Raw genomic sequence first — 16,138 nt, forward strand, 5'->3', positions numbered from 1 at the left:
CTGCTGCCCCGCCCAGGCCGCCGGGACGGACTTGCATCCGGAGTTCGACCGGGCCGACGTCGTCAACTGGCTGCTCGCCCACGACAAGATCACCCTTCCCGCCGGTGCGGGGCAGGCGTCGCTGCTGGTGCGCGGCGAGAGGGGCGCTACAGGCAGGTTCCGGCTGGATGCCCCGTGGCTGGGCCTCGCCGACGACATCGAGGGCACCGACCGGCTGTCGGGCTGGGTCGCCGACGACGCGGACGCCGACGCGCTGGCCGCCCTCGCGGCGGGCCCGGTCGGGGCCACCCTGACACGGCTCACCGCACCGGGCGCGGGTCCCCTCGCGGTGCTCGGGGACGTCCGGGTGACCGACCGGCTTTGGTCCGGATCTGGGGGCCTGCGAATCACGCTGGAATGGCCGGCCCGCCTGCGCGGCACCACCGCGCACACCGGTAACGGTGGTGTGGTCGCCACGGCGTCCCGCAGACCAGGACCGGCGAGGACTGCGTGTGCACCCGCCACGACTGCGGCGGCCTGGACCCAGTCCTGTGGTGCGACGAACACGGCGGCGAGGCGCCCCCCAGTGCTGGACTGGCACGCGGGCGGCGGCCTGCGCTGCGCACAGCTCGGGCGAGGAAGCGTGGCAAGCGTGACAAGCGCGTAGGGGCTCGTCGGCTGAGGGTGGTCCCGGCGCAGCCTCGGATGCGCCGGGGGCCGGTCAGGCCCGGATTTCACCGTCAGGGTTGCCGGCGGCGCGTTGGTACCAGGTTTCTGCCTCGGCCGCCCGCCCTGTGTTCTGCAGCAGCCGTGCGAGGTTGTTCATGGCAGGGGCGTTTCCGGCTTCGGCGGCGCGCCGGTACCAGGTTTCTGCTTCGGCCGTGCGCCCGGTGCCCTGCAGCACCACTCCGAGGTTGTTCATGGCTTCGGTGTTTCCGGCGTCGGCGGCGCGCTGGTACCAGGGTTCCGCCTCGGTCTCGCGGCCAGTGGTCTGCAGCAGCACCCCGAGGTTGTTCATGGCCTTGATCTGTCCGGCGTCGGTGGCTTTTCGGTACCAGGTTTCTGCCTCGTTGGTGCGGCCGGTGTTCTCCAGCAGCAGTCCGAGGTTGGTCATGGCGCCGGTGTTCCCGGCGTCGGTGGCTTTTCGGTACCAGGTTTCTGCCTCGTTGGTGCGGCCGGCGTCCTCCAGCACCATGCCGAGGTTGTTCATTGCGTTGGTGTTTCCGGCGTCGACGGCGCGCTGGTACCAGGGTTCCGCCTCGGTCTCGCGGCCAGTGTTCTCCAGCAGGAGTGCGAGGTTGTTCATTGCGTTGGTGTTTCCGGCGTCGACGGCGCGCCGGTACCAGGGTTCCGCCTCGGTCTCGCGGCCAGTGTTATGCAGCAGCAGTGCGAGATTGTTCATAGCGTTGGTGTGTCCGGCTTCGGCGGCGCGCTGGAACCAGGGTTGCGCCTCGGTCTCGCGGCCAGTGTTATGCAGCAGCGCTCCGAGGTCGTTCATGGCGTCGGTGTTTCCGGCGTCGATGGCTTTCCGGTACCAGGTTTCTGCTTCGTCGGTGCGGCCGGTGTTGGCCAGCAGCACTCCGAGGCCGTGCATGGCGTCGGTGTTTCCGGCGTCGGTGGCTTTGCGGTACCAGGTTTCTGCCTCGTTGGTGCGGCCGGTGCCGGCCAGCACCACTCCGAGGTTGGCCGTAGCGTTCATCTGTCCGGCGTCGGCGGCCTTCCGGTACCAGGTTTCCGCCTCGTCGGTGCGGCCGGAGTAGGCCAGCACCACTCCGAGGTTGGTCATGGCGTCGGTGTGCCCGGTGTCGGCGGCTTTCCGGTACCAGGTTTCTGCCTCGTCGGTGCGGCCGGTGCCGGCCAGCACCACTCCGAGGCTGTACATGGCGTCGGTGTCTCCGGTGTCGGCGGCTTTCCGGTACCAGGTTTCTGCCTCGTCGGTGCGGCCGGTGTTCTCCAGCAGCAGTCCGAGGTTGTTCATGGCGTCGGTGTTTCCGGCGTCGGCGGCTTTCCGGTACCAGGTTTCCGCCTCGTCGGTGCGGCCGGTGTTCTCCAGCAGCACGCCGAGGTTGTTCCTGGCGTCGATCTGTCCGGCGTCGGCGGCTTTTCGGTACCAGGTTTCTGCTTCGTTGGTGCGGCCGGTGTTCTCCAGCAGCACGCCGAGGTTGTTCATGGCGTCGATCTGTCCGGCGTCGGCGGCCTTCCGGTACCAGGTTTCTGCCTCGTCGATGCGGTCAGCCTCTTGCAGCAGCCACGCGAGGCTGTACATGGCGTCGGAGTCTCCGGCTTCGGCGTCCCGTTGGAGGAGCTGCTCGTCGGTTTCCGACGCCTCCGCTGCCGGCACGGGGGTGGGCCCGGGTGCGAGGTGGGCGGTGCGCAGGCGTGCGGCGACGTCTTTGGCGGTGGGGGGACGGCCGGCGGGGTCTTTGGCAATAAGGGAGGTGATGAGGTTGTCGATGTCGGGCGGGATTGCGGGCTGGCGGGTGCTGGGCGGTTCGGGAGTGGTGGACAGATGCATGGCGATGATGGCGTACGCGGAGTCCGCGGTGAACAGGGGGCGCCCGGTGAGGAGCTCGTAGAGGCTGGCACCCAGGGCATACAGGTCGGCCGAGTGCGTCGGTGTCTGGCCTCTGAGCTGCTCGGGAGCCATGTAGTGAGGGCTGCCGAGCAGCGCTCCGGTCATGGTCAGGCCGATCGTGCCGTCCTGGACCTGGGCGATCCCGAAGTCGCAGATCTTTACGGTGCCGTCGTCGAGCAGCATGAGGTTGGCCGGCTTGATGTCGCGGTGGACGATGTTTTGCGTGTGGGCGGCGGCCAGCCCGTCGCACACCTGGGCGCCGTACTCCACCACCTGCTCCAGCGGGAGCCCGCCGGGGTGGTCCTCGCGCAGGACCGTCGCGAGATCACGACCTTCCAGGAACTCCATGACGAGGAACGGAGAGACTTCCACCTGCCCGTCGGCGCTCGTCTCCCGGTGCTCGCCCAGGTCGTGGACGACGGCGATGTTGCGGTGGTTCAGCCGGGCGGCTGCTTCGCCCTCACGGCGGAAACGGGCCAGGACCTGGGCAGCGAGCCGTTCGTCACGCAGATGGGAGATGAGTACCGTCTTGACCGCGACGGTACGGCGCAGCCTCAGATCGGACGCCGCCCATACCTCGCCCATGCCGCCGTGCCCCAACCGGCTCTCGAGCCGGTAGCGGCCCGCTAGCTCCATCCCCCTATACATGCAGGTCAACGTATGCGACTCGCCCGCGATACGACAAGAATCCTCCGAACCTGGGCGGGGTTTTCCGGCCGCATCCGCCGGCCCGCTGCCAGGAGTACGAGCACCGCCGCGACACCGAGACCCCGCATGCAGCAGCTCGGCGAACATCACGGCACCGACACCGTCGCCCAGCACCTGAACCGCCTCACCACCGCCACCTCCTGGCAGGAAGCCACCGGCAGCGCCCTGGTCGGCCGCCTCGTCGACGCCACCCTCACCTCCCTGACCACCCCGCCCGGCGCACCGGCCCCCTCCCGGCCCCGGGTGTCCGCGGCCGCCGCCCGCTCCCGCTCCACCACCACCCCCACTGCCGCCGCGGCCCCCGGCCGGCCGGCCCCGGCGGAGGCCGCGGTCCCCACCCACCGGCAGCAGGCCGCACCCGTCAGGGGCGCGGGGCGTAGGCGGTGATGGTGATGACGGGCAGGCAGCGCCGGGCCGGTGGCAGCGCGCTGGCGGGTCTCGTGCTGGCCACGGCCGGCTGGTGGGCGCAGTGGTCCGGGTACGAGGTCGTGGGCACGGCCCTGACCCTGCTGGCCGGGACCGTGGTGCTGGCAGGTGCGTGGCGCTCGGGCGTCCTGCACCTCCCGCAGCACGAGGCCGGCCGCCAGGCAACGCAGCAGCAGCGGGCGCGGGACTCTGGCTGCAGATGCTCGGAGGGCTCCTCCTCATGCGCACCCTGCTCCGTGCTCTACGGGCCCCTCCACTTGCTGGCAACGCTGCTGTGAGCGCCGCCCGCGCCGCGCACGCGTTCCGGCTGTGGGTCTTCCGGGCCATGGCTCGTCCCTGCTCCATCACGCCCGCCGCTGCGGTCCCCGGTCAGCCGGCCCCGGCCGAGGCCTCGGTCCCGGCCCACCGGCCGCGCCTGCCAGGGGCGCGGGAGTTCGGTCACGGGAGGGGACGAACATGAGGTTCTTCTCCGTGAAGGGCCGGGAGTACGTTGCCCTCACAGTGCTCGGGAGCGACGACTTCGACGCTCTGGAAGTGGTGGAGATGACTGCTGCCGGGCGTGGCGCCCTCTTGTTGGAGTTCCGGATGGACGAGGAGACGGCCACGCTGGTGCACCTTGGCGCGGAGGTGGGTATTCCGCTGCTCAGGGCCTCCCTGGAGATCTTCCGCACGGACTTTCTAGAGCCGAGGCGCGCGGCGGGGTTGCCGCTGCGGCCCTGGTAGCCGAGCCTGGTCTGCGCCTTGGGTTTCGGTTGCCGGAGGGAGGGTGTGGTCGCGGTGTGACGACGGCCTGAGGCTGATGCCGGGGCGGACTGGCCGGCCATGCTCCGGTAGCGCTAGCGCGAGGAGTAACGCTCGGTGGGGGGTTTGTTGGTGTGTCGGGTCGTTGGTGGCCTGGGGTGTTGTGGGTTCGTTGAGAGGTGGATTTGGCGGTTCGGCGGGGTGGCTGGGGTGTGTGAGCTGGGGTTATGTGTTTCGTGTTGAGGGCGGCAGGGTTCGTTGTAAGTAGTTCTGGCGTGTAAAGGCCCGGTTGGTGTTTGTGCTGGTCAGGGCTGTTCTGCCTGTCTGTTTGGTAGGTGGGGTTTATCGGCGTCGGTGGGGGCGGTGGTGGGTTTCGGCGAGGTGGTCGAGTCGTACCGCGTCGAGGGCGGTTTTGGTGATGCGTTCGGTGCCGTCGCAGATGGCGGTGATGGCGGCTTGGCGGATGAGTCGGGTGAGGGATCCGATGCGGCCGGCGGTGCGCTGGTGGAGGTAGGGGGCGTGGGCCGGGAGGGTGCCGGCTTTGTGCTGCTGGAGGTCGAGGTTGTTTTCGATGTCGGTGATGGCGTCGCGGAAGGGTTGGCGGGTGCCGTGGCGGGCGGGGAGGGGGCCGCAGTCGACGAGGGTGGCGCGTCCGGCGAGTTGAGCGCCCCGTGTCCCGCTGAAGAGGGGTGTGTCGGTGACGTTGATGCCGGCGTAGACGAACGTCGCGGGGAGGCGTTCGCTGAGGTCTTTGAGCAGGTCGGCGGTTTGGGCGCCGGTGGTGGTGCGGGGGTTGAGGCGGTGGATCTCGTCGATCATCACCAGCTGGACGCCGGCTTGGGTGTAGGTGTGGCAGACGGCATCGGTGATCTGGGTCTGGGTCATACGCGCGGTGACGGGGATGCCGAGGTAGCGGGCGAACTCGGTGACGAGGGTTTTCGCGGTCGCGCCGGGCGGGACCAGGACATACGCGACGGGTACCGCGGTGTGGGCTGATCCGGGTGGTGCGGGGTTTTTGCGGGTGTGGGCGAGGTGGCAGGTGCGGCCGACGTTGAGGAGGGCGGTGGTTTTCCCGGCTGCGGCGGGTCCGGTGACGATCAGTGAGGGCCGTGCGGTGTTCTGCTGGTGGCGGCCGAGGATCATCAGGGTGCGGACCTGGGTGGTCAGGGTGTGGATGGCGGGGGTGCGGATGGTGACGAAGCTGGAGTGGTAGGCGAGGCGTTCCTCTGTACTGCGGGGCGGATCGCCGGGCTGGGGCGGTGCGACGGGGTCGGTGGTGGCGAAGCGCTGCCAGCCTTGCCAGGTGGTCAGCGGCCAGGATGGCTCGGCCGCACCACTGCCGCTGGTGCCGACTGGTGTGCGGCTCAGGTTCGGCGTCGTGGGGTGGGGGGTGTTCACCACTTGTCGGCTTCCTCGTGCGCGTTGTAGAGCCCGAGTCCGGTGGCCGGGGCGGGGCTGACGTCGTCGGGCAGGTCGTCGAGGCCGTCGAGGTCGTCGAGGTCGTCGATGGTGTCGTCGTCCCGCTGTTCCGGGCTGTCGGCGGGTGCTTCGGTGCCGTGGGCCCCATTGCGGGCTGTGGGGAGTGGGACGTGAGCGGTGCGGGCCAGGAGGGTTTGTTCGGTCTTGGTGGCGTGGCCGCTGTGGACGCGGCGCATGAGCTGGTCGAGGGCGTCGGCGAGGCGGGCTTCGTGCTGCTCGGCGTCACCGTGGTTGCAGTCAGTGGCCTGGGTGCGGATGTGCTGCCAGGTGTGTTCGTCGAACGGCCGGTGGACGTGGTCGCGGTGGATCCACGGAATCTCGGTGAGTTCGCCGTCGGGGAGCCGGATCCAGATCTGGCGGACGTCGTGGGGGTTGTAGTGGATCTCCCATTTCCCGCCGCGGCCGGCGACGGGGGAGGCCTGGCCGCGGTGCGGGGCGAGGAGATCTGCGTCGTAGGTGCGGTGGCGGATGGTGATGCCGGCGGGGGTGATGGCCTGCCAGCGCACGGGCAGCAGTTCGAGGTAGTCGCGCCCGGTCAACGGGACGGGCACGTATCCGGCGACGGCGACGAGCGCGCCCCACATCTCATTCGGGGTGAGCGCCTTCCTGGGCATCATCGGGTGGCGCAGCCCTTCATGGGGCCGGTGGTGGTAGTGCACCAGCCACTCATCAAGCAGGTCCTGCAGCTGGGCGACGCTGAAGCAGGCGTCTTTCTCGGCCTCGGGGCCACGGCGGGTGACGTCGGATCCGGTGTAGCCGGGCAGGTGCTGGCAGAACAGGGCGTTGATAGAGCCGAAGGTGCGCTCGACGATGCCCTTCGCGGTGGGGGCGCGGGGCGGGGCGGGCTGGACGCTGATGCCGAGGGTCTCGCAGGCGGCGGTGAACGCGGCGGAGACGAAGACCTTGCCCCGGTCGACGACGATCGTCTCCGGCAGGACGACCGGCCGGGCCGCCGCGCCGGCCAGGCGCTCATCCAGCGTGGCCAGCTGCTGGTAGGGGAGCGCGCGGGCGTGGTCCATGCGCAGGATGTCCGGCCAGGTCGGTCTGGCCGGGTGCGGGACGGCCATCTCCGCCAGCAGCAGGGCCGCGTCCACGGACTTGGTCGCGCTGGGGCACAGCACGGCGGCGAGGATGGCGCGGGTGGCGACGTCGACGGCGATGGTGAGCTCGGGGCGGGCGAGGCGCCCGTCGTCGAAGAGGGCCAGGACATCCAGGCGGGTGGTGTCGATCTGGACCTGCTCGCCGGGCCGCAGCGCGGTGGCGGGGGTGAAGGCCCGCCCCTCGACGCTCGCGGGCACCTGCCGCACCGGGCCACTGGGCAGTTCACCGGGGCGGGCGAGGGAGGTGACGAGCCGGTACAGCGTGGCCTGGGACGGCACGGGCACCGCACCGGGGCCGTGCCGGTCCTGAAGGATCTGGTGGATCAGCGGGAACAGGCCGTTGATGGTGCCCCTGGAACGCCCGCGCCGGCGGCGCAGCGCCTCACGCACGGCTGCGACGACCCGTTCGTCGGAGCGCCCGGTAGAGCTGGAGGCGCGGGTGGTGCGGTGGTCGAGCAACCCCCACAGTCCCTGCTTGCGGTAGGCCAGGCGCATGCGCTGCACCGTGGTACGTGACACCCGCCCGAAACCGAGGGCGGTCAGTTCCTCGGCCTTGGCCTGCTCCCGTTCGGCCAGCGTGTGTCGTGCGGGGTCGTACTGCTCCCGCACCACTCCACCGCTGCCGGGCCCGTCGGCAAGGCCGCACTCGACTTCCCGGACATGCCGCTGCCAGGCCAGGGCCTTCTCCCGCGCCGCGGCGGGCGCGGTCTCGAACAGCCCCCACTGCGGGGCCGCCTGCGGCACCTCCGCCCCGATGACACTGAAGCCGGGATCGGCGAACAGGTACCCGGCAAGCACCGCCTCACCGCCGCCGTCCGGGCCGACGAGGTGAACCATCTGTCCGGACAGAGCGACCACCTGCCACTTCACACCGCGGAAACGGACATGCGCCCCGACCGCCACGGCCGGCCGGGCAGTGCGCCGCGCGCTCACCCGGCACCTCCCGTCCGGCCCAGACCGTTCCAGTCCCTGGGGCCGACGGGGACGCACTCGTGCAGCGGCGCCTCCAGGTCCGTCGTGAGCTGCCCGTGCCACAGGGCGTGGAAGACGACGGGAAGGACCTCGATCGGGTCACCGACAGCTTCGGCTCCCTCGATCAGCGGCCGCGGTCGCGCGAACGCTTCCACAGCCGCGGGCGTCAGGCCCGGGCGGCCGGCGTTGCGGGGATGGCGATAGCCGGCCAGCCACTTCAGATTGGAGGCCGGCACATCGTCGAGCGGTGAAAGGCGCCGGTAGGCCCAGCCGATGTCCCCGCACGCCCTGGCCACCGCGTGCGCGGCGCCCAGGGCACGTTCGCCACCGGCGTCGGGGTGGCTGGGGCAGTCGGCCAGCAGGCCCGTGCCGTCGCGGTAGCGGGCGAACAGCTGCGGCACCCAGGAACGCACCCGTCCCCGTTCGTCGCGCCACAGCAGCCGTACCGGCCGCCCGGCGAGCCCGGTCACGCGTGGGTCGCGGTCCAGGGCCATCAGTTGGGTGCGCATTGCGTTCGACCCCGCGGCCACGTGCCGTCCGGTGGTCGCCGACCACCACAGTCCCGGCCCCCAACGCCGCCCCGGCACCACCGGGAACGCCGACACCGGCGGCAACTCCTCGAACGCCACCGTCATGGCTGCATCCGCCCACCGCTGCTGCACCGACTGCCCCACCGGGTCGAGGAACACCGCCTCGAACCCGCTCCCACTGTCCACGACCGCTCGCCCTGCCCGGTCCCCGGGCCGTGCCCCACCTGTGCTGATCACCCGCGTCAGCCAAGCCGTACCCGCCGACAGACGCCGCTGTTTTCAGGATTCCTTCCACAAACGAGTGCAGTATCAGCTAACAGCCGACAAAGCCGTCGTGCTTCGTCCTCAACTGCCGTCTTCCTGCCTGCCCGCCGTCAGCATGCTCCTGAGCTCCTCGACAGGCATGTTCACCCACCGTGCCACCTCCTCCAGCGGCACCCCGCCGTTCACCGCCGCCACCGCGCTCCGCTTCCAGGCCGCCTCGATCAGACCGGCACTATGACCGAGACCGCGCAGCAGCTGCTCCGCGACCTCGGCAGTCGGCCCGCTCTGCACGCCGCGCAGCTGGGCGAGCTGCTCCTCGGCACCGTCGATGAGACTGCCGATCCGCGCCCGCTCCTCGGGCGGCACGACCGTCCGCCACATCGTCCCCGAGCCCGGCGCCCGTTTCTCCTTGCCGAGCACCCGCAACTGTCCGGCCATGGTCGCCGGCTGATGTTCCTGGCGCACCCACCACGGATCGTCCGCGTACCCGGTCGGCCCGCCGGCTGCGGTGCGGCGCCGGCGGATGACGCTGCCCATCCAGGAGATCAGCGGACCTCCATGATCCGTCGCCGCCAACGGCCCCAGCCACACGCGCCCGACCCGCTCCCCGAGCCGACGACAGAACATCCCGTCGGCTGGCAGCACCCGCGGCCGCCCCGCACCACTGTCCACCCACACCAGCTCAGCCATACCCGGACTCAACAACGCCTCGGCAACCACCACCACCTCAGGGAAGACGACCGGATCCCGCCCCACGATCCGCCACCATTCCAGATCACCTCCGGCGTCACCACCAGCGACCTGATGCAGCCGCCGCGGCCAGATCGTCTCCCGCTCCCAGGCATACGCCTGCTCCCACCAACGACCCACCACCGCATACGCCAGCGCGAACACCCTCTCCGGCCCGACCCCGCCCCGCACCGCCCGCCGCGCCACCCCGGCCCACCGCCGCTGCGCCGCAGCCACTTCCGGCAGCTGCCGTACGTCCAGGTACTCAAGAGGCTGGTCGGCGTCCGCATCGAAGAGCCACCGTCCGTGCCGTACACACACCCGATCCCACCGCGGGACGTACCGCACGACGCGCACGGCCGTCCCCGCACGCCCGGCGGCGCACAGTCGGCAGCCGAAGGCCACCGGCCCGGCGACTGTGCCGGCGATCCGCCACGCCGCCATCGGCACTCCGGTCGCCTCGGCCGATAGCTTGGCGTCCTCCTGTGCCCACGACGGCAACGCCCGCGCCAGTACCTCCTCCTCGACGCCGCACAGGCCTGCCAGGAGTTGCCGCCCGGCTGAGTTCAGCACCACCTCGGCATCGGCCCGAAAGGCCCCGCCCGCGTGCTTGGGCTGGTGGTTGCGCCAGTGCCAGCCGGACCGCAATGCCTTCGCCTCCAGCCCGTAGCGGCTTGCGATGCGGCAGATCAGCGACGAGGTCGTTTCTCCCTGCAGGGGAGCGGTCCGCACAAGACCGGGGTGATGGTTCACTCCACCACGGTCTCGTGTCCGCAGCCCGGGCGGGCACTTTCGCAACGGACGCCCAACCGATCAAGGATCCGCGCGGGACGGCTGCGCACCGACAGGACTTGGCAGCAGGCCAGGGGGCACCGCCCTGGTCGGCCGCCTCGTGGACGCGACCCTCACTTCCCTGGCCACCCTACCCGGCACACCGGCCGCCTCCCGGCCCCGGTCTCCCCGGCTGCTGACCGCTCTCGCTCCTCCTCCCCGCGGTGCCGGCGCATCGGCCCCGGCTGCGGTTCCGCCCACCGAAGGCAGCCCGCCCCGGGCAAGACAGCAGGGCACGGCCGGTAGACGCCCGGCGCTGCACTACCGGAGCGGGAAGCCGACACGGCCGGCCGCGCTGGGGGAGGGGGTGTGGGCGGTGGCAGGCCGCGCGGTGGTGGTGGGGGTCTCTGCTGTGTGGTGTCTGGTGTGCGGCACACCTCTGGCACTTTCGACACATGGTCGCTGTCTCGTCGAGGTTTTCCCGCCGTGCGGGACGAGGGGGACGGGCCGGTCTGAATTCTTCCCGGGAACACGACCGCGTCGGGCGGATCGTCCTCTGCGTCGCCGGCCTTCCAGACCGCGAGTCTCCCCGACTCGGTCCGGCGGCCTGGTCAGGGTCTACTACCCGCACCCTGCGACCCCAGGCGTGCTGGCCCCGTCCGCCGCCGCGGTCCCCGCCCACCTTGGCGAACTGGAATGTCAGAGGTCGCTGAGACACTCCTGGGCATGGCGCTGCGGTCACCGATCTACCTCGACACCGAAACTCTCCTGTCTCAGGCGGAGTACTACGACATCGACGTCCCTCGACAAGCGGAGATCACTGAGAAGACCGTTCAGAAGCGGACTGGTGGCGGCAAGGCCGGCATGGGCGGGTTCGCGCTGGAAGGGTCCAAGGGAACCGACGTCGAGTTCCAGTCCACTTACACGCTCGCCCCGAAGCAGAAGGCCACCTTCAGCAAGGTCATCGACGCGCTGATCAACGAGGCCGGAGCAGTCAAGGTCGACCCGGACAGCGAGACACCCCTCTGCAGGGACGACCTGGTGCAGATCGAGGGCACAACGCGGATCACTGCAGCCAGTCTGGCCGGGAAGATGTTCTACATCCTTCGACGGCTCATGGACAACGTCGCGGTAGACCTGGACAGTCTCCGCGATCTCGATGTCAACAATCTGCCGCTCGCCGAGCAGTTCCAGCAGGTGTACCTCCGAAACGAGCTCCTCCCCATCCCCATCCTGCTGGAGCTCACCGGATCGAACCTGCCGCAGAAGGTCTACATCAACGTGCCACCGGATCATTTCCTGGGCGAGGCGTCAGCGAACCGTATCGAGGGCGAACTGCGCGTCCTGGGCAGCATCAGCAGGCTGATCCCAGGCGGCAGCGATGGGTACCTCAGCGCTGAGCAGTGGCTTCTCCACGACTGGGAACACATGATGCGGCGCTTCCTGATGACCCAGGTGGACGACCAGGTGCGAGAACTGGTCAGTCACTTCAATCTGGACCTCCCCGCCGAGGACGTTCACGCCCACATCGCCGGCCCAGCCATCATCGTCGACGCGATCGGGATCTACTGATTCGTGGAACGCCCCCGGTCTTCGGTACCGCCCGGCGAGGTTTCTGTGGATTCGTGGGGTGAGCGCGGTTGGGTGTGGGTAGGGTCGGGGCAGCCGGGTCCGGGTCTTCGTTCGTAGCGGGGGCACCAGCTGGCTCCTCGAGTCTTCTTTCACCGTCCGGGGACGCGCTCGTACCGTGTCCACCAGCGGGCTTCCTGCCGCGTGCGCGTGCTGCTTCGTCCGGCGCGCGCTCTCTTCCTTTGGAGTCCCGCGATGTCTTCATCGCTGCCCGTGGCCCGGGCGATCGATTTCCTGTGTGAGCACACGTCCAGCAAGAGCCGGGTGATGGCCCTGCTGGCTCACGACAACGGCCCCAGTTCCCTGACCGCCGTTCTGACCTGCAAGGACCCAGACCAGGCCTTCGAAGCGGTGGGCATTCTGCGCCGAGTCCTGGCCCGGCGGGATGCCACTGCCGTCGACGACGAACTGAAGGCCCTCACGGCCGAGATGCCGGACGCCCCGGCCGGCTCGCTGCGCCAGGCCGTCGTCCACGCCGCGTCCGGCACCTGGCAGGCACAACCCGGCACCCTGTTCGTGGTACCCAACCCGGATCCGTCCGAAGATGAAACAGTCTCCGACGTACCGTCCGGCCCGGTGGGGCACCCGCGGCTGAAAGACCTGCCGGGAAAGGTCGTGCGGATCGCGCACCTGTACGAGTTCCACGTCACCGACGAGAACGCTCTCCTACGGGCTGCTATCGACCGTGGCTGGGAGCCGCTGCCGGCCTCCGAACGCGGCGACGACGATCCACGCGACCTGATCGGGGCGGTGATGACCCTCACCGAGGATCCGGATGTCGCCGGAACCCAGACCCTGGAAGAACAGAGCTCCGCGGAGCTCCTGAGCGTCGAAGACGGGGACGAGCTGGCTGACTGGAGCGCGGCACCGATCGTCACCCGATTCACTCACGGCTGGCGCCTGCGAAGCAGGCGGACACGCTCCGCAGCCGAAGACGAGACACCCAACTTCGCAGCGCTCTTCCCCACTCGGCACTGCCCGTGCAAGGGCGAAGACGAGGACTGCGAGGACTGCGTATGGCAGCTCACGCCCCGTACCGCCGACCTGCTCCACACCGCACTGGTCGTCCTTGCAGACCAGGCCTACGACGACGCGCAGCATCTGGGGGACCAGTTCCTTGCAGACGCTGACTCCTCCACCTGGGGGGTCTTCGACCGCATGCCCCCGCTCACATGGACAGCCGACCACCGCTGGCGTCGTCGCATGGCGCGTGCTTTCGACGACCTGGCCGCCGACCTTGCCAGGGGGAACTGGCCCAACCCCAACTGCACGGCGGAGGAGATGGCACTGCACCTGGCCATCGAAGACGCCCCGACCTACCTCGAAGACCGCCCTGCAGAGGACGACCACAACGCTCTCCCGGAACACGAGGACGACTACGGCTGGGACAGCTGCTCCGACCTGATGTTCCAGGACCACGATGTCCTGATGCTCTTCCACTCCAAGTTCACCGGCATCGAGGACCCCGACCACCCCGCGAACCAGTTCCTGGGTGTGGGCGACCTTCGAGAGGCTGCCTGGTTCGACCCGTTCGACAACCGCGGCATCCGGGACCCCCGGCGAGGCTTCCGGCGATAGACCTCAGCTCCTCGCACTGGTCTGCTGGGGGCCAGTGCGAGGAACTCCTCCCCCGACGGTGCCTACCGCGCCCAGTCGACGCCGAGTTCGGCGAGCGCTGCGAGTTGCGCCGGGTTGAGTCGGTCACGGCGGGCCTTCTGGTTCCCGATCCAGATGCCCACACGGTGAGGACCGTCCGCGAGCTCCTCGACGGCGCCGCGTCCCGGCATCCCGCCCTCCCGCGCCACGTACTGCGCGAGGGCCTGCAGGCCCTTCTGGAAGGCGTCTCCGCCCGCCCGCGGCCCGGACGCCGCAGCCGTCTTCACCGTCGTCTTGCGAGCCCGTGAGGCCTTCTTCACGCCGAGCGCGGCGAGCCGGCGCTGCTGCTCGGTGTTGAGCCGCCCCCAGTTCCTGCGCTGCGTGGCGAGCCAGCGTCCGACGTCGTCCCCGTGCCGGGTCACCCCGGGCACGACCGCGGTCAGGCGGGCGCCTTCGGCGAGGAGCTGCGTCAGGTAGGCGTAGTGCCGCTGCCAGTCCACCGTCCACCCCAGCACGGCCGGGTTCCAGTCCGGATCGACCGCAGCCAACGCCGCCGCCCGCCGCTCCGCGCGAACCGGGTCCTTCCCGAGCCCGCCGGGCCGACGCACGTTCGTCAACCACTGACCGATCGCGACGTCCATGATCGCTGCGCCGCGTGGTGCGGCGAGGCTCCCGTGAAGGTCGTAGTAGGCCCGCGCCGCACCGAGGTTGGCCTCGAAGCCGGCGTCGGCGGTGTCCCACACGACCCCCAGCCCCTCCAGCTCGGCCGCCCGCTCCCCGGTCATGGTCCCGGCCCGGTACGCCCGCCGCTGGTCCGACAGCCACCTGCCGAGCGGGAACGCCCCCGCCTCCTCCACGTGCTCGTACGGGACGTCCAGGTCCCCTTCGCGCTGCCGGTACCGGTAGGCGGCCTCGGCGCCCCGACGCCAGTCCTGCCGCTCGGTGTTGATCACCTGGTAGCTGATCCACTTCGCGATCAGCGCCGGGTCCCGCGGCGTCGCGAACTTCAGCAGCAGCCGCGACTCCTCCTCACCCTCTTCCGGCTCCTGCCCGACCGGCCGGGACGGGTCCACGACCCTTTTCTGATTCGCCTGAGGAATAGCAAGCATTTCCACAGCTTTTTCATCATGCGCCCGCAATCCCGCCAAAACCCGCACCAAAGGCCTATAGGAATTCGACGAAAGCATGTCCTCAGGCTTTTCACCTTCCCGCAGAAACACGGGAACGATCAGGGTGGCCATCTTCCCCTCACCGGGCTTCTGCCGCAATGCCCGCCCGATCGCCTGGACGATATCGACGGCCGACCCCTTCGGATCGATCAGAGCCACGCTGTCCGTCGCCCGAATATCAACACCCTCGCCCAGGACCCGGCAATTCGAGAGCACGGCGCGCCCGGCCCTGCGCCCGAAGTCCGCGAGCACGGACTGCCGGTGGGAGCCCTCGTGTTCCCCGCACAGCCACCCGGCCCACACCCGCTCCGGGTGCCGCCCGGGGTCGACGGCGTGCAGCCGCGCGGCGACCCGCTCCAGTCCTACGGCGAAGGCCTCCGCCTCCATGGTTCGGTGGTGGAACGTGATGGTGGTCTGCAGCCCGTGCTCGGCCATCGTCTCCAGCAGTGCGGTCTGCGTCGCCGCGAGCCGCTGCCCCCGCAGCTGCTCCTCGTACCGCTCTTCGCTATTCAGCCGCTGCGGAGTAACGACAGGGTCGGTGAGTTCCGCCACCACAATCTGATACTTCGCCAAAAGCCCCCGGGAAATAGCCGAAGCAAGCGAGAGTTCATAAACAACAGGCCCGAACACCGCCGGATCGTCCATCGAGCACGCGAGATCCTTCGGCAGCCGGTCCCACCGCGGCCGCGCCACCCACACCCGCCCCTCCGCCTCGGCCTCCTCACGCGCCCGCCGCTCCTCCTCCGCAGCCCGCCGGCGCGCCTCCTCCTGCTCCCGCTCCTGCGCCCGGGAACCCGGCGCCCGCTCCATCCAGATCCGGGGTGTCGCGGTCATGTAGAGCCGACGCATCGCGGGGATCACCTCCTGGCGGTGGACGTCCGCCCACGCCTTCCCCGCCGACCCCGACGTACGGTGCGCCTCGTCGACAATCACCAGGTCGAAGACGTCCATCGGCAGCCCGTACGCGCCCTCATGCGCCTCGGCGATGACCGGCAGCGACGCGTACGTGGCGTACACCGTGACGGGGCCGCGCCCGTGCCACAGCCCGAGCTGGGGCGCCGACGTCGTCGTCCGGACGTCGAGCTGCCACAGCTGCGGATCGTCCTCCAGCGAGCACACCGCGACCGCCGGCCCGGTGTGCCCGGCGAGCCGCCACTCCCGCACCGTCTGCGTCAGCAGATCGAGCGTCGGCAGGAGCACTAGGACCCGCCCGTGCCGCGCCAGCCGCAGCGCCGCCGCCGCGGCGATAAAGGTCTTCCCGGTTCCACACGCGGAAACGACTGTAGCCCTCAGCCCCGCCTCCGGAATCCGCTTTCCCGGCGGGATATCCAGCCCCCGGACAATGGCCTCCACCGCCTCCTCCTGGTGAGGACGCAGCACGATGTCACCGGACTTCTGCATTCGGCACTCCACGGAACTCGAAGCGGCGTGGAGGCCCGCCAGGGAAGGGGTGGCGATGTTCTCGGGATC

At 70.1% G+C, this 16,138-nt stretch carries 12 protein-coding genes; 6 read left to right on the forward strand and 6 right to left on the reverse strand.

Features of this window, described 5'->3' with window-relative positions; genetic code table 11:
• Positions 1–31: 31 nt before the first annotated feature.
• Entirely contained in the window at positions 32–646 is a 615-nt protein-coding gene (locus BSL84_RS34445; protein ID WP_075969478.1) for a hypothetical protein, read from the forward strand.
• A 54-nt stretch (positions 647–700) separates the two neighbouring features.
• Here BSL84_RS34445 and BSL84_RS34450 read toward each other — a convergent pair whose 3' ends face one another.
• Positions 701–3,349 (reverse strand): serine/threonine-protein kinase, encoded by a 2,649-nt coding sequence (locus BSL84_RS34450; protein ID WP_079273052.1) that lies wholly within the window; start codon positions 3,347–3,349, stop codon positions 701–703.
• On the opposite strand from BSL84_RS34450, the gene BSL84_RS36350 reads away from it, so the two are divergent.
• The 3 genes from BSL84_RS36350 to BSL84_RS34465 all read left to right on the forward strand — a co-directional run bounded on the left by BSL84_RS36350 (position 3,329) and on the right by BSL84_RS34465 (position 4,411).
• The gene (locus tag BSL84_RS36350) at positions 3,329–3,649 is read left to right on the forward strand and encodes a hypothetical protein (protein WP_075969476.1); all 321 of its coding nucleotides are present in this window, start codon (positions 3,329–3,331) and stop codon (positions 3,647–3,649) included. The two genes, BSL84_RS34450 and BSL84_RS36350, sit on opposite strands and share 21 nt — an antisense overlap.
• 5 nt (positions 3,650–3,654) lie before the next feature.
• On the forward strand, positions 3,655–3,966 hold the full coding sequence (locus BSL84_RS34460) for a hypothetical protein (protein ID WP_157879710.1): 312 nt from the start codon (positions 3,655–3,657) through the stop codon (positions 3,964–3,966).
• A 178-nt stretch (positions 3,967–4,144) separates the two neighbouring features.
• Positions 4,145–4,411: a hypothetical protein gene (locus BSL84_RS34465; protein ID WP_075969474.1), complete on the forward strand. Its 267-nt coding sequence runs from the start codon at positions 4,145–4,147 to the stop codon at positions 4,409–4,411.
• Positions 4,412–4,771: 360 nt separating this feature from the next.
• On the opposite strand, the gene BSL84_RS34470 is transcribed toward BSL84_RS34465, so the two are convergent.
• The 4 genes from BSL84_RS34470 to BSL84_RS34485 all read right to left on the reverse strand — a co-directional run bounded on the left by BSL84_RS34470 (position 4,772) and on the right by BSL84_RS34485 (position 10,256).
• The gene (locus BSL84_RS34470; protein ID WP_075971904.1) at positions 4,772–5,740 is read right to left on the reverse strand and encodes a TniB family NTP-binding protein; all 969 of its coding nucleotides are present in this window, start codon (positions 5,738–5,740) and stop codon (positions 4,772–4,774) included.
• An 83-nt stretch (positions 5,741–5,823) separates the two neighbouring features.
• Positions 5,824–7,941, reverse strand: a complete 2,118-nt coding sequence (locus BSL84_RS34475) for a Mu transposase C-terminal domain-containing protein (protein WP_075969473.1) — start codon at positions 7,939–7,941, stop codon at positions 5,824–5,826.
• Positions 7,938–8,696 carry a TnsA-like heteromeric transposase endonuclease subunit gene (locus BSL84_RS34480; RefSeq protein WP_075969472.1) on the reverse strand — a complete coding sequence of 253 codons (759 nt, stop codon included), beginning with the start codon at positions 8,694–8,696 and terminating at the stop codon, positions 7,938–7,940. The genes BSL84_RS34475 and BSL84_RS34480 overlap by 4 nt, the downstream gene beginning before the upstream one ends.
• 159 nt (positions 8,697–8,855) lie before the next feature.
• Entirely contained in the window at positions 8,856–10,256 is a 1,401-nt protein-coding gene (locus tag BSL84_RS34485) for a TniQ family protein (protein WP_075969471.1), read from the reverse strand.
• Positions 10,257–11,000: 744 nt separating this feature from the next.
• On the opposite strand from BSL84_RS34485, the gene BSL84_RS34490 reads away from it, so the two are divergent.
• Together BSL84_RS34490 and BSL84_RS34495 are read left to right on the forward strand one after the other, a co-directional pair.
• Positions 11,001–11,846 carry a DUF6414 family protein gene (locus BSL84_RS34490; RefSeq protein ID WP_159393481.1) on the forward strand — a complete coding sequence of 282 codons (846 nt, stop codon included), beginning with the start codon at positions 11,001–11,003 and terminating at the stop codon, positions 11,844–11,846.
• A 252-nt stretch (positions 11,847–12,098) separates the two neighbouring features.
• Positions 12,099–13,481 (forward strand): hypothetical protein, encoded by a 1,383-nt coding sequence (locus BSL84_RS34495; protein WP_159393480.1) that lies wholly within the window; start codon positions 12,099–12,101, stop codon positions 13,479–13,481.
• Positions 13,482–13,543: 62 nt separating this feature from the next.
• Here BSL84_RS34495 and BSL84_RS34500 read toward each other — a convergent pair whose 3' ends face one another.
• The gene (locus tag BSL84_RS34500; RefSeq protein WP_075969468.1) at positions 13,544–16,069 is read right to left on the reverse strand and encodes a DEAD/DEAH box helicase; all 2,526 of its coding nucleotides are present in this window, start codon (positions 16,067–16,069) and stop codon (positions 13,544–13,546) included.
• Between the last annotated feature and the right edge of the window lie 69 nt (positions 16,070–16,138).

Source organism: Streptomyces sp. TN58 (assembly GCF_001941845.1).
Taxonomy (GTDB): Bacteria; Actinomycetota; Actinomycetes; order Streptomycetales; family Streptomycetaceae; genus Streptomyces.

Bases quoted from the DNA above. Each gene is read 5' to 3' on its own strand.
- BSL84_RS36350 (WP_075969476.1), top strand. From the start codon at position 3,329: ATGCAGCAGCTCGGCGAACATCACGGCACCGACACCGTCGCCCAGCAC.
- BSL84_RS34450 (WP_079273052.1), bottom strand. From the start codon at position 3,349: ATGTTCGCCGAGCTGCTGCATGCGGGGTCTCGGTGTCGCGGCGGTGCT.
- BSL84_RS34460 (WP_157879710.1), top strand. From the start codon at position 3,655: ATGACGGGCAGGCAGCGCCGGGCCGGTGGCAGCGCGCTGGCGGGTCTC.
- BSL84_RS34465 (WP_075969474.1), top strand. From the start codon at position 4,145: ATGAGGTTCTTCTCCGTGAAGGGCCGGGAGTACGTTGCCCTCACAGTG.
- BSL84_RS34490 (WP_159393481.1), top strand. From the start codon at position 11,001: ATGGCGCTGCGGTCACCGATCTACCTCGACACCGAAACTCTCCTGTCT.
- BSL84_RS34495 (WP_159393480.1), top strand. From the start codon at position 12,099: ATGTCTTCATCGCTGCCCGTGGCCCGGGCGATCGATTTCCTGTGTGAG.
- BSL84_RS34500 (WP_075969468.1), bottom strand. From the start codon at position 16,069: ATGCAGAAGTCCGGTGACATCGTGCTGCGTCCTCACCAGGAGGAGGCG.